This window comes from Domibacillus iocasae, assembly GCF_001750285.1.
GTDB classification, from domain to species: Bacteria; Bacillota; Bacilli; order Bacillales; family Domibacillaceae; genus Domibacillus; species Domibacillus iocasae.
This window is the reverse complement of the sequence record NZ_MAMP01000024.1, coordinates 245,009-259,885: the sequence shown is the minus strand read 5'-3', so window position 1 is coordinate 259,885 and position 14,877 is coordinate 245,009. Positions and strand designations below refer to the sequence as shown.

The 14,877-nt window shown below is 42.0% G+C and carries 16 protein-coding genes; 12 read left to right on the top strand and 4 right to left on the bottom strand.

The window, feature by feature from the left end; translation table 11 throughout:
• Window positions 1–122: 122 nt before the first annotated feature.
• The 11 genes from BA724_RS15310 to BA724_RS15260 all read left to right on the top strand — a co-directional run bounded on the left by BA724_RS15310 (window position 123) and on the right by BA724_RS15260 (window position 9,986).
• Window positions 123–383, top strand: coding sequence for a YkuJ family protein (locus tag BA724_RS15310; protein ID WP_046175194.1), 261 nt, complete (start codon window positions 123–125; stop codon window positions 381–383).
• 125 nt (window positions 384–508) lie between these two features.
• Entirely contained in the window at window positions 509–949 is a 441-nt protein-coding gene (gene cbpB / locus BA724_RS15305; RefSeq protein ID WP_069939538.1) for a cyclic-di-AMP-binding protein CbpB, read from the top strand.
• 52 nt (window positions 950–1,001) lie between these two features.
• Window positions 1,002–2,450 carry an MDR family MFS transporter gene (locus BA724_RS15300; RefSeq protein WP_069939537.1) on the top strand — a complete coding sequence of 483 codons (1,449 nt, stop codon included), beginning with the start codon at window positions 1,002–1,004 and terminating at the stop codon, window positions 2,448–2,450.
• A gap of 4 nt (window positions 2,451–2,454) precedes the next feature.
• Window positions 2,455–3,345 (top strand): transcriptional regulator CcpC, encoded by an 891-nt coding sequence (locus BA724_RS15295; protein WP_069939536.1) that lies wholly within the window; start codon window positions 2,455–2,457, stop codon window positions 3,343–3,345.
• A 64-nt stretch (window positions 3,346–3,409) separates the two neighbouring features.
• A complete protein-coding gene (gene dapD / locus BA724_RS15290; RefSeq protein ID WP_069939535.1) occupies window positions 3,410–4,120 on the top strand; it encodes a 2,3,4,5-tetrahydropyridine-2,6-dicarboxylate N-acetyltransferase in 711 nt (236 codons plus the stop codon).
• A gap of 67 nt (window positions 4,121–4,187) precedes the next feature.
• Window positions 4,188–5,309 carry an N-acetyldiaminopimelate deacetylase gene (locus BA724_RS15285; protein WP_069939534.1) on the top strand — a complete coding sequence of 374 codons (1,122 nt, stop codon included), beginning with the start codon at window positions 4,188–4,190 and terminating at the stop codon, window positions 5,307–5,309.
• A 225-nt stretch (window positions 5,310–5,534) separates the two neighbouring features.
• Window positions 5,535–6,077, top strand: a complete 543-nt coding sequence (gene ahpA / locus BA724_RS15280; protein WP_069939533.1) for a biofilm-specific peroxidase AhpA — start codon at window positions 5,535–5,537, stop codon at window positions 6,075–6,077.
• Window positions 6,078–6,157: 80 nt separating this feature from the next.
• A complete protein-coding gene (locus BA724_RS15275) occupies window positions 6,158–6,616 on the top strand; it encodes a TlpA disulfide reductase family protein (RefSeq protein WP_069939532.1) in 459 nt (152 codons plus the stop codon).
• Window positions 6,617–6,884: 268 nt separating this feature from the next.
• Entirely contained in the window at window positions 6,885–8,219 is a 1,335-nt protein-coding gene (locus BA724_RS15270) for a cytochrome ubiquinol oxidase subunit I (RefSeq protein ID WP_069939531.1), read from the top strand.
• A gap of 15 nt (window positions 8,220–8,234) precedes the next feature.
• Window positions 8,235–9,254 carry a cytochrome d ubiquinol oxidase subunit II gene (locus BA724_RS15265; protein WP_069939530.1) on the top strand — a complete coding sequence of 340 codons (1,020 nt, stop codon included), beginning with the start codon at window positions 8,235–8,237 and terminating at the stop codon, window positions 9,252–9,254.
• Between the two features lie 72 nt (window positions 9,255–9,326).
• On the top strand, window positions 9,327–9,986 hold the full coding sequence (locus BA724_RS15260) for a potassium channel family protein (RefSeq protein WP_069939529.1): 660 nt from the start codon (window positions 9,327–9,329) through the stop codon (window positions 9,984–9,986).
• Window positions 9,987–10,000: 14 nt separating this feature from the next.
• Here the strand turns inward: BA724_RS15260 and BA724_RS15255 are convergent, their stop codons facing one another.
• The 4 genes from BA724_RS15255 to def form a co-directional block, all read right to left on the bottom strand.
• Window positions 10,001–10,507 (bottom strand): C39 family peptidase, encoded by a 507-nt coding sequence (locus BA724_RS15255; protein ID WP_069939528.1) that lies wholly within the window; start codon window positions 10,505–10,507, stop codon window positions 10,001–10,003.
• 60 nt (window positions 10,508–10,567) lie between these two features.
• Window positions 10,568–12,235 (bottom strand): ribonuclease J1, encoded by a 1,668-nt coding sequence (gene rnjA, locus BA724_RS15250; protein WP_069939527.1) that lies wholly within the window; start codon window positions 12,233–12,235, stop codon window positions 10,568–10,570.
• A 3-nt stretch (window positions 12,236–12,238) separates the two neighbouring features.
• Window positions 12,239–12,448 carry a DNA-dependent RNA polymerase subunit epsilon gene (locus tag BA724_RS15245; RefSeq protein ID WP_069939802.1) on the bottom strand — a complete coding sequence of 70 codons (210 nt, stop codon included), beginning with the start codon at window positions 12,446–12,448 and terminating at the stop codon, window positions 12,239–12,241.
• 373 nt (window positions 12,449–12,821) lie between these two features.
• Window positions 12,822–13,376: a peptide deformylase gene (gene def, locus BA724_RS15240; protein WP_069939526.1), complete on the bottom strand. Its 555-nt coding sequence runs from the start codon at window positions 13,374–13,376 to the stop codon at window positions 12,822–12,824.
• 391 nt (window positions 13,377–13,767) lie between these two features.
• Here def and pdhA point away from each other — a divergent pair, with 391 nt between their 5' ends.
• A complete protein-coding gene (gene pdhA, locus BA724_RS15235; protein WP_069939525.1) occupies window positions 13,768–14,877 on the top strand; it encodes a pyruvate dehydrogenase (acetyl-transferring) E1 component subunit alpha in 1,110 nt (369 codons plus the stop codon).

Below are 14,877 nucleotides of genomic sequence, written 5' to 3'. Positions count from 1 at the left end.
CGTCTTTTTTATTTTTATTGAATTGAAAAAAGAGGACAAAAATATTGGATTAAACAAGGGATGTATGGTATATTTCTTGTGCTTACTAAATGGATAACGATTATGAAAGGGGTCGACAATATATGTCACAGTTAGTTGGAATCGTACAGCGTTTAAAATCACTGCAGGAGGGAGGCGAGCAGGGAGAAGTCCAGCAGCGCCTATTTGAATTGAACGGCAAAACACTTTGCCAAGTGAAATATTTTCCAAACAAAGACACATTTGAACTTGAAGTATATGATAAAGATGGAAAAGGAAGCAAATATCCTTTTGACGATATTGATATGACAGCGATTGAAATCTTTGAACTTCTTCAAGAAGCTAAACAAGAAGCGCAAGAGTAACAAAACGACTTGCCGGGGCCGGATCTTTTTTTTAAGAACGGCTCGTTTCTCTGGCGCAGACTAAGAACATTTTGCTATAATAGAAGATGAGTAAAGCGCTTACAAAAAGAAAAGGGAGACAAGTAATGATTTCCTTTGAAAACAAAGATGTGCTGCAAACCAATATAATGGATTATATTATTCCGGGAGAAAAAGTCGCTTTTGTTCAGCGTGGAAACAGCTTGGAACATGCGCTGCTAGTCTTAACAAAAAGCGGCTACACGGCGATTCCAGTGCTTGACACGAAATACAGGCTTGAAGGGCTGATCAGCATCCCAATGATCACTGAAGCACTGCTTGGTCTTGAACGTGTGGAATTTGAGCGATTAGAGGAATTAAAAGTGGAACAAGTGATGGCTGTTGATAAACCGAGATTAACCATCCATGATCATTTTCGAAAAGCGCTCGGCCTGCTTATTAATCATCCTTTTTTATGCGTAACGGATGAAGAAGGCCATTTTAAGGGGATTTTAACGAGACGGGTTATTTTAAAACAGCTGAATTATTATGTTGATCAGCTAAATTAATGAAGATCCGCCAAGCGGCGGGTCTTTTTTTTCTTGAATTTGAGGTGGGAAAATGAAACAACAAAAAACAAACCGGCCGCTTGTTCTTGCCGCTGTTATGCTTGCCATGTTTATGGGAGCCATTGAAGCAACGATTGTTGCGACAGCGATGCCGGATATTGTTGCGGATCTCGGCGGTTTTTCGTTATACAGCTGGGTGTTCTCCGCTTACTTGTTAATGAATGCGGCTACCGTTTTAATTTATGGAAAGCTGTCTGATATTTTCGGCCGCCGTCCGGTCCTTTTTACGGGTATCATCATTTTTTTAATCGGTTCTGTTCTGTGCGGGTTGGCTGGTTCAATGGAACAAATGATTATTTTTCGTTTTATACAAGGAATCGGTGCAGGAGCAGTGATGCCCGTTGCAACGACCATTGTAGGTGATATTTACACGAAAGAAGAGCGTGCTAAAGTTCAAGGATATCTCGCAAGTGTATGGGGAATTTCTGCTGTGTCCGGTCCGGCGCTTGGCGGGCTGCTCGTTGAATACGTTTCTTGGCGCTGGGTGTTCTGGATCAACGTGCCGCTCGGGATTATCTCGATTTTTATGCTCTTTTTCTTTTTGCATGAAAAAATTGAAAAGAAAAAACCCGATATCGATTATATTGGTACGTTTCTATTTTTAACAGGTATTTCTTCATTCATGTACCTGTTGGTTGAACAGGGGAAGACAGCGTATGAAGTGCCACTTTTGATTGTCGGTGTTCTATCGATTGTTTTTTTCGCAATTCATGAACGTCGTACCCAGTCTCCAATGGTACCTTTTCATTTATGGAAAGTCCGGCCGATTTTAATTGCGAATCTTGTTTCATTAACAACCGGGATTATGCTGATTGGCGTTTCAACCTTTTTGCCCACATATGTACAAGGGGTTATGGGCGAAAATGCAACAGTCGCTGGGTTTACACTGACTGCTATGTCTATTGGCTGGCCGATTGCGTCTTCATTATCAGGGCGTCTGCTCCATTCAGCCGGGTATCGGACAACGACGCTGATCGGCGGCGGGGCTTTACTGGCGGGCGGTCTGATGTTTATGCTGATGAATCCGGATTTTGGCCCTTGGTGGGCAGCGGCGTCTTCTTTTGTCACAGGGGTTGGCATGGGTCTTACTTCTACGGCATTTATTGTTTCGATTCAAAATTCTGTCGGCTGGCATGAACGAGGTGCTGCTACAGCTTCTAATATGTTTATGCGTAATATCGGCAATACAATTGGCGCAGCACTGTTGGGCGGTGTATTAAACAGCAGGCTGGCTGCTTATTTGGCAGGAAAGGAAGGTGCAGAAGGGCTGACGATCAACTCTGTGAACGAATTGCTTGGTGAACAAACTAATATGAGCGAATCTGCGCGTTTTATTTTGAGCGAGGGTCTGATTTCTTCCTTACAAGCTGTTTACTTGGTTGTCTTTTTATTTGCAGCCGTTTCATTTGCGTTGCTTTTGTTTTTGAAGAAAGGAGAATAATATCGTGTCTTTTTCAGAATTCCGCCTGCTGACAGTTCTTGCGGAAGAAATGAATATGCGAAAAGCAGCCGAAAGGCTTTTCGTATCCCAGCCGGCTCTTTCACAGAGGCTTCAGACGATCGAAAAAGAATGGGCTGTTAAAATTTTCAACCGGTCGACAAAAGGATTATCATTAACGCCATCCGGTGAACTAATCGTCGAATATGCAAAAGAAACACTTGAGAAAAAGGAACAGCTGCTAGAAGAACTGCAATTGCTTGAGCCGCAAGTGCATGGGACGCTGAAGATCGCATGTGCGACAATTGTAGGGCAAAACTGGCTGCCAAAAGTATTGAAGCTGTTTGTTGAGCGGTATCCACATGCGAAAATCCAATTGATCACCGGGTGGAGCAGTGAGATTGTCAAAGCGCTTTATGAAGGAGATGTTCATATCGGTATTATCCGGGGAACACCTGAATGGAAAGGGCGGAAAATTCATTTGTTTGAAGACCCGCTTTATTTAGTGGATAAAGAAATTCAAAATGTGGAAGATGTATTGTCGACTGACAAGCCATTCATTCAATTTAAAAGCGATTCAAATTATGATCAGGAAATACAGGAGTGGTGGCACAACCGCTTTCAGATGGCGCCGAAACGGTCCATTGTTGTGGATCAAATTGAGACGTGCCGTCAAATGGCATTTAATGGGCTTGGATATGCAATATTGCCGGCTATTACGCTTTCTAATCAAGATCGTGACTTATTTAAAATTCCTCTTCTTGACCGTGAAGGGGAGCCGATCCGCCGCGATACATGGCTTCTTGGCTATGACAACGCTTTTGAACTGCGGCAGGTGCAGGCGTTTGTTGAAACGGTTGAGATTTTTATGGCGGAGAAGAAAGAAAATCGCTTGTGAAAACGACAGCGCTTTGATAAAGTAAGAGCAGAAAAAAGAGATTTCTCAGGAGGAATACATAATTATGAAAATGATGGATGCACATGAAATTATTGCTTTTATCGGCAATAGCAAAAAATCGACACCAGTGAAAGTATACGTAAATGGAGATGTGGATGGCATAAACTTTGGCGCTTCCGCAAAAGTATTTGGAGAAGGAAAATCTGTCGTTATATTTGGCGAATGGGCTGAAGTAGCCGAAGCTCTTGAGCAAAACAAAGACAAAATTACTGACTATGTGGTGGAAAATGACCGCCGCAATTCAGCGATCCCGCTTCTTGATTTAAAAAATATTAAAGCGCGTATTGAGCCGGGTGTCGTGATTCGCGACCAGGTTGAGATTGGTGACAATGCCGTTATTATGATGGGTGCTTCCATTAATATCGGTGCGGTGATCGGTGAAGGAACAATGATTGATATGAATGCGGTTCTAGGCGGACGCGCAACGACAGGAAAGAACTGCCACGTTGGTGCAGGAGCTGTGTTAGCAGGCGTTATCGAACCGCCTTCCGCTTCACCGGTTATTTTGGAAGATAATGTTTTAATCGGTGCAAATGCAGTGGTATTAGAAGGCTGCCGGATCGGAGAAGGCTCTGTTGTTGCCGCTGGCGCGATTGTGACAGAAGACATTCCGCCTTACTCTGTAGCGGTTGGCGCACCAGCACGCGTTATTAAGCAGATTGATGATAAGACAAAGTCAAAAACTGAAATCATGCAGGAACTCCGCAAACTGTAATAGCGGTGACCGCAAGGACGCGTGAGCAGCTGCTCGCGCGTCCTTTTTCTAAAGAGGGGGAAGAAATATGAGTCAATTTACAGTAATCCGCCGTGATTTACATCAAATCCCGGAGCTCGGTTTTCAGGAATTTAAAACACAAGCTTATTTATTGGAATATTTGCGGTCGCTTCCGCAAAAGCGAATGGAAATAAAAACATGGCGCACAGGAATTCTCGTAAAAATAAACGGTTTGAATCCTTCAAAAACAATTGGGTGGCGTACAGATATTGATGGTTTGCCGATCATCGAACAAACAGACCTTCCATTTGCGTCCACTCATGAAGGACGGATGCATGCATGTGGCCACGACTTGCATATGAGCATCGCGCTTGGTGTTGTCACCCATTTTGCATCGAATCCGGCAGACGATAATCTCGTATTTATTTTCCAGCCGGCCGAAGAAGGGCCAGGCGGTGCAGAGCCGATGATGGCTTCTGCGGAATTCCGTGAGTGGATGCCGGATGAAATTTATGCACTTCATATTGCGCCGGAGCACCCCGCGGGTACGATCGCGACCAAGCCGGGGCTTCTGTTTGCTAATACGTCCGAACTGTTTATTGATATTCGTGGTAAAGGGGGGCATGCAGCCTATCCGCACGAAACAAAAGATATGGTCGTCGCAGCTTCTTATTTTGTAACACAGCTTCAGTCGATCGTTTCAAGAAATGTGGACCCGCTCGACAGCGCTGTAGTGACCATCGGCAAAATGACCGTCGGGACAGTGCAAAATGTTATCGCAGACCATGCAAGGCTTGAAGGGACGATTCGTACGCTGTCGCCTGAAGCAATGAATAAAGCAAAAGTGCGCGTTCAGTCCCTTTTAAAAGGCATCGAAACCGCTTTTGACTGTGAAACAGATATTGACTGTGGCAGCGGCTATTATCAAGTGTTTAACGATCCGGAAGTAACAGGTCGGTTCGTGCAATTTGCCACCCAACAGCCAGACATTCAATTTGTCAAATCACGGGAAGCGATGACAGGAGAAGATTTTGGTTTTATGTTAAAAGAAATCCCTGGACTTATGTTTTGGCTTGGGGTCGGTTCTGAATACGGTCTTCATCACGCCAAATTAAAACCGGATGAAAAAGCAATTGAAACGGGCATTTCATTTATCATCCGCTATTTTACGCATTTAGGAAGACGTTGATTTCTCAAAGCGTATTATTTTGCTGCAGTGTCGAAACATGGTAAACTGAATTAGAAATTGAATAAGTATTGGTCGTTTTAAACAATTACTTCTTGTTTAAAGTTATTATAATAAGAAGTTGACACGCTGATAAGAAATAATTAGAATGATCATTGTATAAAGAAAGCAGCTGAGAATTTAAAGTAGCTTTCTCAATTGAAAACAAAAATTTGGAGGTTTTTATTCATGGCAGAACGTATGGTAGGCAAACAAGCACCACGCTTTGAAATGGAAGCAGTACTTGCGAACAAAGAATTCGGTAAAGTAAGTCTTGAAGAAAACATGAAAAACGACAAATGGACTGTTCTTTTCTTCTATCCAATGGACTTCACATTCGTATGCCCGACAGAAATTACAGCTCTTTCTGACCGCTATGATGAATTCGAAGATCTTGATGCGGAAGTAATTGGTGTATCTACTGATACAATTCATACTCACCTTGCATGGATTAAAACAGACCGTAAAGATAATGGCCTTGGCGATTTAAAATATCCGATTGCAGCGGATACAAACCATATTGTATCACGTGAATATGGTGTTTTAATCGAAGAAGAAGGTGTTGCACTTCGTGGCTTGTTTATTATCAATCCGGAAGGCGAACTTCAATATCAGGTTGTTAACCATAACAACATTGGCCGTGATGTTGATGAAACACTGCGTGTGCTTCAAGCACTTCAAACAGGCGGACTTTGCCCTGCGAACTGGAAACCAGGACAAACAACTCTTTAATACATGATTTTTTCATTGGGGCCTAACATTGCGTTAGGTCCTGATGCGTCTATATATAGAATAAAGGAGCGAATGGATTCATGAAATTAAGAGACCAAATGCCAGAACTTGATGGCGCAACAGAATGGCTGAACGGAGAACTATCAAAAAGCGATTTAGTTGGCGAAAAGCCGACGTTAATTCATTTTTGGTCTGTGAGCTGCCATCTTTGTAAAGAAGCAATGCCAAGCGTTAATAAATTTCGTGACGACTACAAAGACAAATTAAATGTCGTAGCGGTGCATATGCCTCGTTCAGAAGATGATTTGAATCTTGATCAAATTAAGTCCGTTGCGGCAGAGCATGAAATTACACAGCCGATTTTTGTGGACAGTGAACATAAGTTGACAGAAGCGTTTGAAAATCAATATGTTCCAGCTTACTATGTATTTGATAAAGAAGGACAGCTTCGCCATTTTCAGGCAGGTGGCAGCGGTATGAAAATGCTTGAAAAGCGGGTAAATCGTGTATTGGATGAAACAGCAAAAGCAGAAGAATAAGAAAAGTGTAAGGCGAGCACTGACGGAGGCGGCTTTGCCTCTCAAAGGACTAGCTTTTTTGGAACAAAAGCTAATAATACAGCTTTCAAAAATATATACTTTCTTAGCGTTGTAAAGAAGAGCAGCCGGCATTTGCCGGTTTTTCTTTATATAAGTTTGTGAAATTTGTCACAAAATCTTCATACACCCAATATGGAATTGTTTTTATATAAGGTTTACAATACGGGTAACATAAAAAAAGCTAGAAGAAAAAAGGGAGGTCAACTTAATGGAACTTGATGGTGTCATGCTCAGCAGGATGCTGACGGCAATGACGTTAATGTTTCATATTATTTTCGCCACAATCGGTGTTGGCATGCCGGTGATGATTGCAATTGCGGAATTTATAGGCATTAAACGAAATGATCCTTATTATTTGCTTATGGCTAGACGATGGGCACGCGGATATACCATTACAGTAGCGGTGGGGGTCGTAACCGGTACGATAATTGGGCTTCAACTTTCTTTGCTATGGCCAAGCTTTATGGAAGTAGCCGGTCAAATTATTGCCCTGCCCCTTTTTATGGAGACATTCGCTTTTTTCTTCGAAGCCATTTTCCTTGGTATTTATTTATATACGTGGGATCGCTTTAAAGGGAAATGGACACATTGGCTGCTGACGATTCCGGTTATGATCGGTTCATCCGCGTCAGCTTTGTTTATTACAACGGTCAATGCGTTTATGAACACACCGCAAGGATTTGAGTTAAAAGACGGTGAAATGATTAATATTGATCCAATTGCCGCCATGCTGAACCCGGCAATGCCTTCTAAAGTTCTTCACGTTGTGGCCACATCGTACGTGACATCAGCAGCAATATTAGCAGCAATCGCCGCTTTTGCTATTCTCAAGGGGCGCCGTGGGCAATATGAACAAAAAGCGTTGCGATTGACAGTTGCCTGTACATTTGTTTTCTCACTGTTAATATCAATTACCGGTGATATATCCGCAAAGTTTTTAGCGGATGTGCAGCCTGAAAAACTGGCTGCTGCAGAATGGCATTTTGAAACGGAAAAAGGCGCGGATTTAATTTTCTTCGGTACATTAAATGAAGACGGCGAAATAGAAAACGAAATCCGTATTCCGAAGGTGCTCAGCTTTCTAGCGGGAAATTCTTTTGAGACAGAAGTTATTGGTCTTAATGAAACGCCGGAAGATGAACGGCCGCCGCTTTGGATTCACTATATGTTTGACACAATGGTCAGCATCGGCATGTTTCTCATGGCAACGTCTACGATCTTTGTCTTGATGGATCGGGTAAAAAAGTGGAATGCTCTGAATAAACCGCTTCTTCTAGCAATTTTGGCATCAGGACCCCTGGCGATGGTGGCGATTGAAGCGGGATGGATACTGGCTGAAGTCGGGCGACAGCCGTGGATTATGCGCGGTTATATGAAAGTGGCGGAAGCAGCGACAACAAGTGACAGTGTGGGTTTGACTTTTGTTCTGTTTGCATTGCTTTATCTTGTATTAGGTATAATGGCGGTTGTTGTGTTAATCAAAATGTTTAAAAATTCACCAGCAGAAGTGGAACTCGAAAAAAGGTTTCCAAACCGGGGATAAGGAGGAGAATGAATCATGAACTATGAACTGATTGGTATTACAGTTCTTTGGACGTTTTTATACGGCTATTTAATTGTCGCGTCCATCGATTTCGGCGCTGGATTCTTTGCGTATTATGCAAGAATAAAGAAAAAAGACCACCTTATCAATGATCTCATTTCCCGTTACTTGTCACCGGTATGGGAAGTGACCAATGTCTTTTTTGTTTTTTTCTTTGTCGGAATCGTCGGTTTTTTTCCGGCAACGGCGTATTACTATGGAACGGCGCTTCTCATTCCAGGCAGTGTCGCTCTCATTTTAATTGCGATTCGCGGATCTTTTTACGCATTTAATAATTATGGATCACGTGACAGCACCTTTTACTTGTTTTTGTATGGCGCAACCGGTTTGTTAATTCCCGCTTCTTTGTCAACGGCGTTAACGATTTCGGAAGGCGGCTTTTTGGATGAATCAGACGGAAATGTCGTCTTTCTAGCAAATGAGCTATTTACAAGCCCCTATTCCTGGAGCGTCGTTTTTTTATCGATTGTCTCTGTTTTATTCATAAGTGCCACGTTTTTAACGTATTATGCGGACCGTGCGGATGATCAGCAGGCGCGAAAGACGCTTCGCCAGTTTGCGCTTTTTTGGAGTATGCCGACGATTGTGGCTAGCTTGCTTGTTTTTATGTCATTGCAAATGCATAACCCCGATCATTACGATAAAGCAGTCACCGAATACTGGTGGATGTTTGGGCTGTCGCTCGTTTGTTTCGGTTTGGCTTCTTGGTTTATTTATGTTGAAAGGCATTATGGAACAGCTTTTATTATGGTGATGCTTCAATTTTTCTTTGCTTTTTTCGGTTACGGCGCATCACATTTGCCTTATATTTTGTATCCGTATATTACACTGCATGAGAATGTCACGAATGAAGCGATGGCACTTGCGCTTGTGACCGCATTTATTCTCGGTCTGCTGTTGCTTGTCCCGTCCCTATTCTTATTAATGCGTCTATTCTTGTTTGATGCAGATTACGTAAAAGGGAAAAAGAAATAAAGGCAATTGTGGCATGTTCATGGTAAACTGTCAGAGTGGAACCATTTTAGCGTTGACAGCGGAGGAATGAACATGAAAAAGGAATTTGTCGTCATCGGGCTCGGCCGCTTCGGCAGCAGTATTTGCCGGGAGCTGAGTGAGCAGGGTATGGAAGTAATGGCCATTGATATGGATGAAGACCGTGTTAATGAATTTGCTTCGATCGCTTCACATGCCGTTGTTGCGGATACAACGGACGAATCAGTACTAAAAAGCTTGGGTATCCGAAATTTCGACCATGTTATTGTGGCGATCGGAGATGATATTCAGTCCAGCATTTTAACAACACTTATGTTAAAAGAAGTTGGGGTGAAAAAAGTAACGGCAAAAGCACAAAATGATTATCATGAAAAAGTACTGCTGAAAATTGGGGCGGACCAGGTGGTTCATCCTGAGCGTGATATGGGCCGGCGGATTGCGAATAATATCGTGTCGAATAACGTATTGGATTATCTGGAGCTTTCTGATGAACATTCCATCATGGAAATCATCGCGAATGAAACACTTGCCGAGAATACATTAATCGATCTTGATATTCGTGCGCGTTATGGCATTAATATTGTCGCGATTAAACGCGGCAAAGAAATTATTGTGTCGCCGCAGGCAGATGAACCGATTCATTTAAATGATATTCTTATTATTATTGGTGCGGATAATGACATCGACCGCTTTGAGAAAAAAATGAACGATTAGTAAAATCCCCTGTATTAGTCTGGGGGATTTTTTGGTGATAGAAGGACGAAGCGCAATACACTTGATTGTTCACCATATGACGCGCGGCGGATCTTGCTCCTTCGTCCAGGTGCGCCATTGTCATGGAAAAATAAAAAAATTTGTCCATCTTGTATTTCATAGCCGATTAGCACGACCCAGTGATACTTATATAAGGGCTTTTGAAAAAAATGAAAAGTAAAGTATTTATCGAATTTAGCTGCTACTGGATGATCAAGATCCAATTCATGAATAACCTCATCAATCCGGTTCGATGATTGGACAGTCCATCCATGACCAAGCAGCTTTTTTAATCGTCGGACTATTATATAGCGGAAGGTGCCAATCTTCGTTGCACCCAGCTGCTTATACAGCTGATTTGCTGAAAAAGGTTGATTCCAATAATGTAAAATAACTGAAATGGTCACAGGTCCGCAGGCAGAAGAGCGGTAATCCTTTTCTATTTTTTTCCCATATTGCGATTGTCCTTCTACTTTAATCATCAATAATTGCCTCCACGTAAAGAAGAGCGCTCCTTGTCATCAAGGAACGCTCTTTTATTTTTACACTTCCATAATGATCGGTAAAATCATCGGACGGCGTTTTGTCCGCTCGTAAAGAAATGGAGAAAGCGTATCAGTAATTTCATTTTTTATGTCAGACCATTGAGTGGAATTATTGTTTAAGAGCTGCTTTACATGCCGATTCAGCATGGATTGCGCCTCATAAATCAAATCGCCGGACTCGCGCATATAAACAAATCCGCGTGAAATAATGTCAGGACCGGCTTCGATTTTATTCTTTTCTTTATTAATGCTGACGACCACGATCACCAGGCCTTCTTCTGACAAAATACGACGATCGCGAAGAACAATGTTACCGATGTCACCAATGCCGCTTCCGTCAATATAAACGGAGCCAGATTGAATACGTCCCGCTACATGAGCTTCATCTTTAGACAGGGCCAAAACATCTCCATTGTCCATAATGAAGCAGTTTTCTGCCGGAACTCCACAATCGATAGCGTGTTGGCAATGCGTTTTCTGCATTCGATATTCACCGTGGATCGGCATGAAAAATTTAGGCTTAATAAGGCGCAGCATTAGCTTTTGTTCTTCCTGGCTGCCATGCCCGGATGTGTGGATATCATTTAAAGGACCATGAATGACATCTGCACCAGCACGAGATAAGGAATCAATAATCCGATTCACACTTACTGTGTTGCCGGGAATTGGAGATGATGAGAAAACAACCGTATCGTGCGGCTGAATTTGAATTTGGCGGTGAGATCCATTCGCAATACGTGAAAGTGCGGCCATTGGTTCACCCTGGCTGCCTGTGCATAAAATCGTTACTTTATTAGCAGGGAGCTTGTTTAATTGATGTGTATCCACAAATGTATCTTTTGGACATTGAATGTAACCCAGCTGCTGGCCAATATTAATGGCATTTTCCATGCTTCGGCCAAATACGCCAACTTTGCGTCCATCTTCTACCGCCGCATCTACAACTTGCTGAAGGCGGTGAATATTTGACGCAAACGTTGCAAAAATAATCCGGCCCTTTACTTTCCGAAACACATTATGAATGCTTTCGCCGACTTTGCGTTCAGACATCGTAAAGTTTGGCACTTCACTGTTCGTGCTGTCTGATAAAAGGCAAAGAACGCCTTCCTTGCCGATCTCAGCCATTTTTGTTAAATTTGCCGGTTCACCAACGGGTGTGAAGTCAAATTTAAAATCACCTGTATGAACGATACTGCCTTGAGGCGTTTTGACCACCACTCCGTAAGAATCAGGAATACTGTGTGTTGTCCGGAAAAAAGATACAGATGTTTTCCTGAATTTAATAACATCATCTTCACCAATTTCATGAAGACGCGTGCGGCGAAGCAGGCCATGTTCATCCAATTTGTTGCGCAAGAGACCGAGTGCGAGCTTTCCGCCATATACAGGAACGTTAACAACTCTTAATAAATAAGGAATGCCGCCAATATGGTCTTCATGACCGTGTGTGACAAACAGTCCTTTAATTTTATCGGCATTTTTTTGGAGATAAGAATAATCTGGAATAACATAGTCGATTCCAAGCAGCTCATCTTCTGGGAATTTAATTCCTGCATCAATTAAAATAATTTCGTCCTGAAATTGGACGGCATACGTATTTTTGCCGATTTCACCCAAACCGCCGAGGGCAAAAACTGCTGTTTGATCATTTTTCACAAATTTCATGTGTTACAGCTGCTCCACTTTAAAATCTGGTGACTTTTTCTCATATTCAAGGTGGCTTTCATTTACCTTTTGGACGAACTCGATGTTATATGGGCGGCTTTTTAACGCATGGCGGACTTCTCGTTCTGTTTGCGCTTCAGCGTATAATGATTTTGTTTTTTCACGAACAGGTACTTCAAAACGATCTTCTTGGTAGTACACTTTGTAAATCATAACTTTCTCTCCTTTTTCGGGTTTAATATATACAAACCGCATAAAAGCGATTCTTCTCGATTTTTATCACAAAGGCTCTTGAATACAGCCTGTGGTGTTAGTTTTAATTATATAGAAAGAAAGATGTTTTGACACGAAAGAACACCTTTTTTGTCTCTTGCATAAAGACAGCCCTTCATAATGGAAGGGCTTAACCATTCAAAATTATGCGATTGATTTTCTTCTAAGCAGATCTTTCCACTGTTTAACGAGCTTTTTTTTCAGCTTCTTCAACATTGTGGATCACTCCTTATTGCCATTTTATCATACGGATGCTTGAATGAAAAGGGAATGGGCAATCTATTATGCATAAGCTCCAGGCAGGCTATACAGTTTATCGTTCAATTGACTGAGCGTTTTCCTCAATGTGAAATGGATCTTTTTCGTTAATATAATCATAAAACATAATCCCGTTCAAATGGTCAATTTCATGTTGAATGCAAACAGCGGGCAGCCCTTTTAAACGGATTTTAATTTCTTCTCCTTCTAATGTTGTTGCTTTGACCGTAACTCGTGCATAACGATGAACATAGCCCGGGACGTCACGGTCAACAGATAAGCATCCTTCTCCGCTTGTCAAAAATGTTTTTTCGACAGAATGGCTAATAATCTTCGGATTGAAAAGCGCATAGCTCACCTGGCTGCCTTTTTCATCTTTTAAGTGAATAGCAATCATTCTTTTCGAAATACCGATTTGTGGGGCGGCAAGACCGATGCCAGGGCGCAATCCGTATTTTTCCATTAACTCGGGATCTTGGCTGTTTTGAACGTATTCCATTAATGAAGCAAGCGTTTCTTTATCTTCAATTGAGGCTGGAAGGACAACGTCACTCGCTTTTTTACGAAGAACCGGGTCCCCTTCCCGAACAATATCAGTCATCATAATCATATAAATTCCCTTCCTTTTTTCACGTTTAGTGTATTTATCTTATCAAAAAGTGTGCAAAATGTTAACGGAGCGAATTTTTTGTTTTGCTTTACAAGAAAAGGGAATAGGGGAGACTGAGAGAAGTGTAATGTATAACAGGTAGAAAAAGCGTTTTCTTTTTATAGTACAGATTGATTCTATTCATTGATACAGCATTTATTTTTTAAATCAAAAAGAGTCATTTTTATAAAAATCTTTTTGAATTGACGGATGAACACGGTTATTATACACTATTAACCGTAGCTTTATATTGTATTAGTGATTTTTAGAAAATAACTGGTACAGACATTTATAAACGAAGAAACAGCCGCATGGCCAGACATGACCAATATAGAAAGGAAAGGTGACAACCATGAGTGCAAAGAAAACTCAGTTCGATCCGCAAAAAACGCTTGAGTCAATTGAAACGCAATTTGAAATGGTTCAAGTTTTAAATGAAGAAGGAAAAATTGTAAACGAAAGTGCAGCACCAAAGCTTTCAGATGAAGAGCTTCAAGAATTAATGACACGCATGGTCTATACACGTGTACTTGACCAGCGTTCTATTTCATTAAACCGTCAAGGACGTCTAGGCTTTTATGCGCCAACTGCCGGACAGGAAGCATCACAAATCGCTTCTCATTATGCACTTGAAAAAGCAGACTGGATTTTACCAGGCTACCGCGATGTTCCACAAATCGTTTGGCATGGCCTTCCGTTATGGCAGGCATTTTTATTCTCACGTGGCCATTATGTAGGCAACCAGGCACCTGAAGGCGTCAATGTGTTGTCACCACAAATCATTATTGGAGCACAATATGTACAAAATGCCGGCGTGGCGCTAGGTCTTAAAAAACGCGGCAAAAAAGCGGTAGCTGTTACATATACAGGTGACGGCGGTTCGTCACAAGGGGATTTCTATGAAGGAATCAACTTTGCCGGTGCATTCAACGCGCCAGCTATCTTTATTGTGCAAAACAACCAATTTGCGATTTCAACACCGCGTGAAAAGCAGACAGCTGCAAAAACAATTGCGCAAAAAGGGATCGCTGCAGGTATTCCATCAGTTCTTGTAGATGGTATGGATCCGCTCGCTGTTTATGCAGTAGTAAAAGAAGCGCGTGAACGTGCGATTAATGGTGAAGGTCCGACATTAATCGAAACAATGTGCTATCGTTACGGTCCGCATACAATGGCAGGGGATGACCCAACACGTTACCGTACTTCTGATTTGGATACAGAGTGGGAGAAAAAAGATCCGCTCGTTCGCTTCCGCAAGTACCTTGAAGAAAAAGGACTATGGAACGAAGAAAAAGAAACAGAAGTAATTGAACGCGCGAAAGAAGAAATTAAAGATGCGATCAAAAAAGCGGATGACACACCAAAACAAAAAGTGACCGATTTGATGGCAAACATGTACGAAGAAATGCCAGCAAACTTAAAAGAACAATATGAAATTTACACTGCAAAGGAGTCGAAGTAA

Coding starts and splice junctions, on each gene's coding strand:
- BA724_RS15310 (WP_046175194.1), top strand. CDS start 123: ATGTCACAGTTAGTTGGAATCGTACAGCGTTTAAAATCACTGCAGGAG.
- cbpB (WP_069939538.1), top strand. CDS start 509: ATGATTTCCTTTGAAAACAAAGATGTGCTGCAAACCAATATAATGGAT.
- BA724_RS15300 (WP_069939537.1), top strand. CDS start 1,002: ATGAAACAACAAAAAACAAACCGGCCGCTTGTTCTTGCCGCTGTTATG.
- dapD (WP_069939535.1), top strand. CDS start 3,410: ATGAAAATGATGGATGCACATGAAATTATTGCTTTTATCGGCAATAGC.
- BA724_RS15285 (WP_069939534.1), top strand. CDS start 4,188: ATGAGTCAATTTACAGTAATCCGCCGTGATTTACATCAAATCCCGGAG.
- ahpA (WP_069939533.1), top strand. CDS start 5,535: ATGGCAGAACGTATGGTAGGCAAACAAGCACCACGCTTTGAAATGGAA.
- BA724_RS15275 (WP_069939532.1), top strand. CDS start 6,158: ATGAAATTAAGAGACCAAATGCCAGAACTTGATGGCGCAACAGAATGG.
- BA724_RS15270 (WP_069939531.1), top strand. CDS start 6,885: ATGGAACTTGATGGTGTCATGCTCAGCAGGATGCTGACGGCAATGACG.
- BA724_RS15265 (WP_069939530.1), top strand. CDS start 8,235: ATGAACTATGAACTGATTGGTATTACAGTTCTTTGGACGTTTTTATAC.
- BA724_RS15260 (WP_069939529.1), top strand. CDS start 9,327: ATGAAAAAGGAATTTGTCGTCATCGGGCTCGGCCGCTTCGGCAGCAGT.
- BA724_RS15255 (WP_069939528.1), bottom strand. CDS start 10,507: ATGATTAAAGTAGAAGGACAATCGCAATATGGGAAAAAAATAGAAAAG.
- rnjA (WP_069939527.1), bottom strand. CDS start 12,235: ATGAAATTTGTGAAAAATGATCAAACAGCAGTTTTTGCCCTCGGCGGT.
- BA724_RS15245 (WP_069939802.1), bottom strand. CDS start 12,448: ATGATTTACAAAGTGTACTACCAAGAAGATCGTTTTGAAGTACCTGTT.
- def (WP_069939526.1), bottom strand. CDS start 13,376: ATGATTATGATGACTGATATTGTTCGGGAAGGGGACCCGGTTCTTCGT.
- pdhA (WP_069939525.1), top strand. CDS start 13,768: ATGAGTGCAAAGAAAACTCAGTTCGATCCGCAAAAAACGCTTGAGTCA.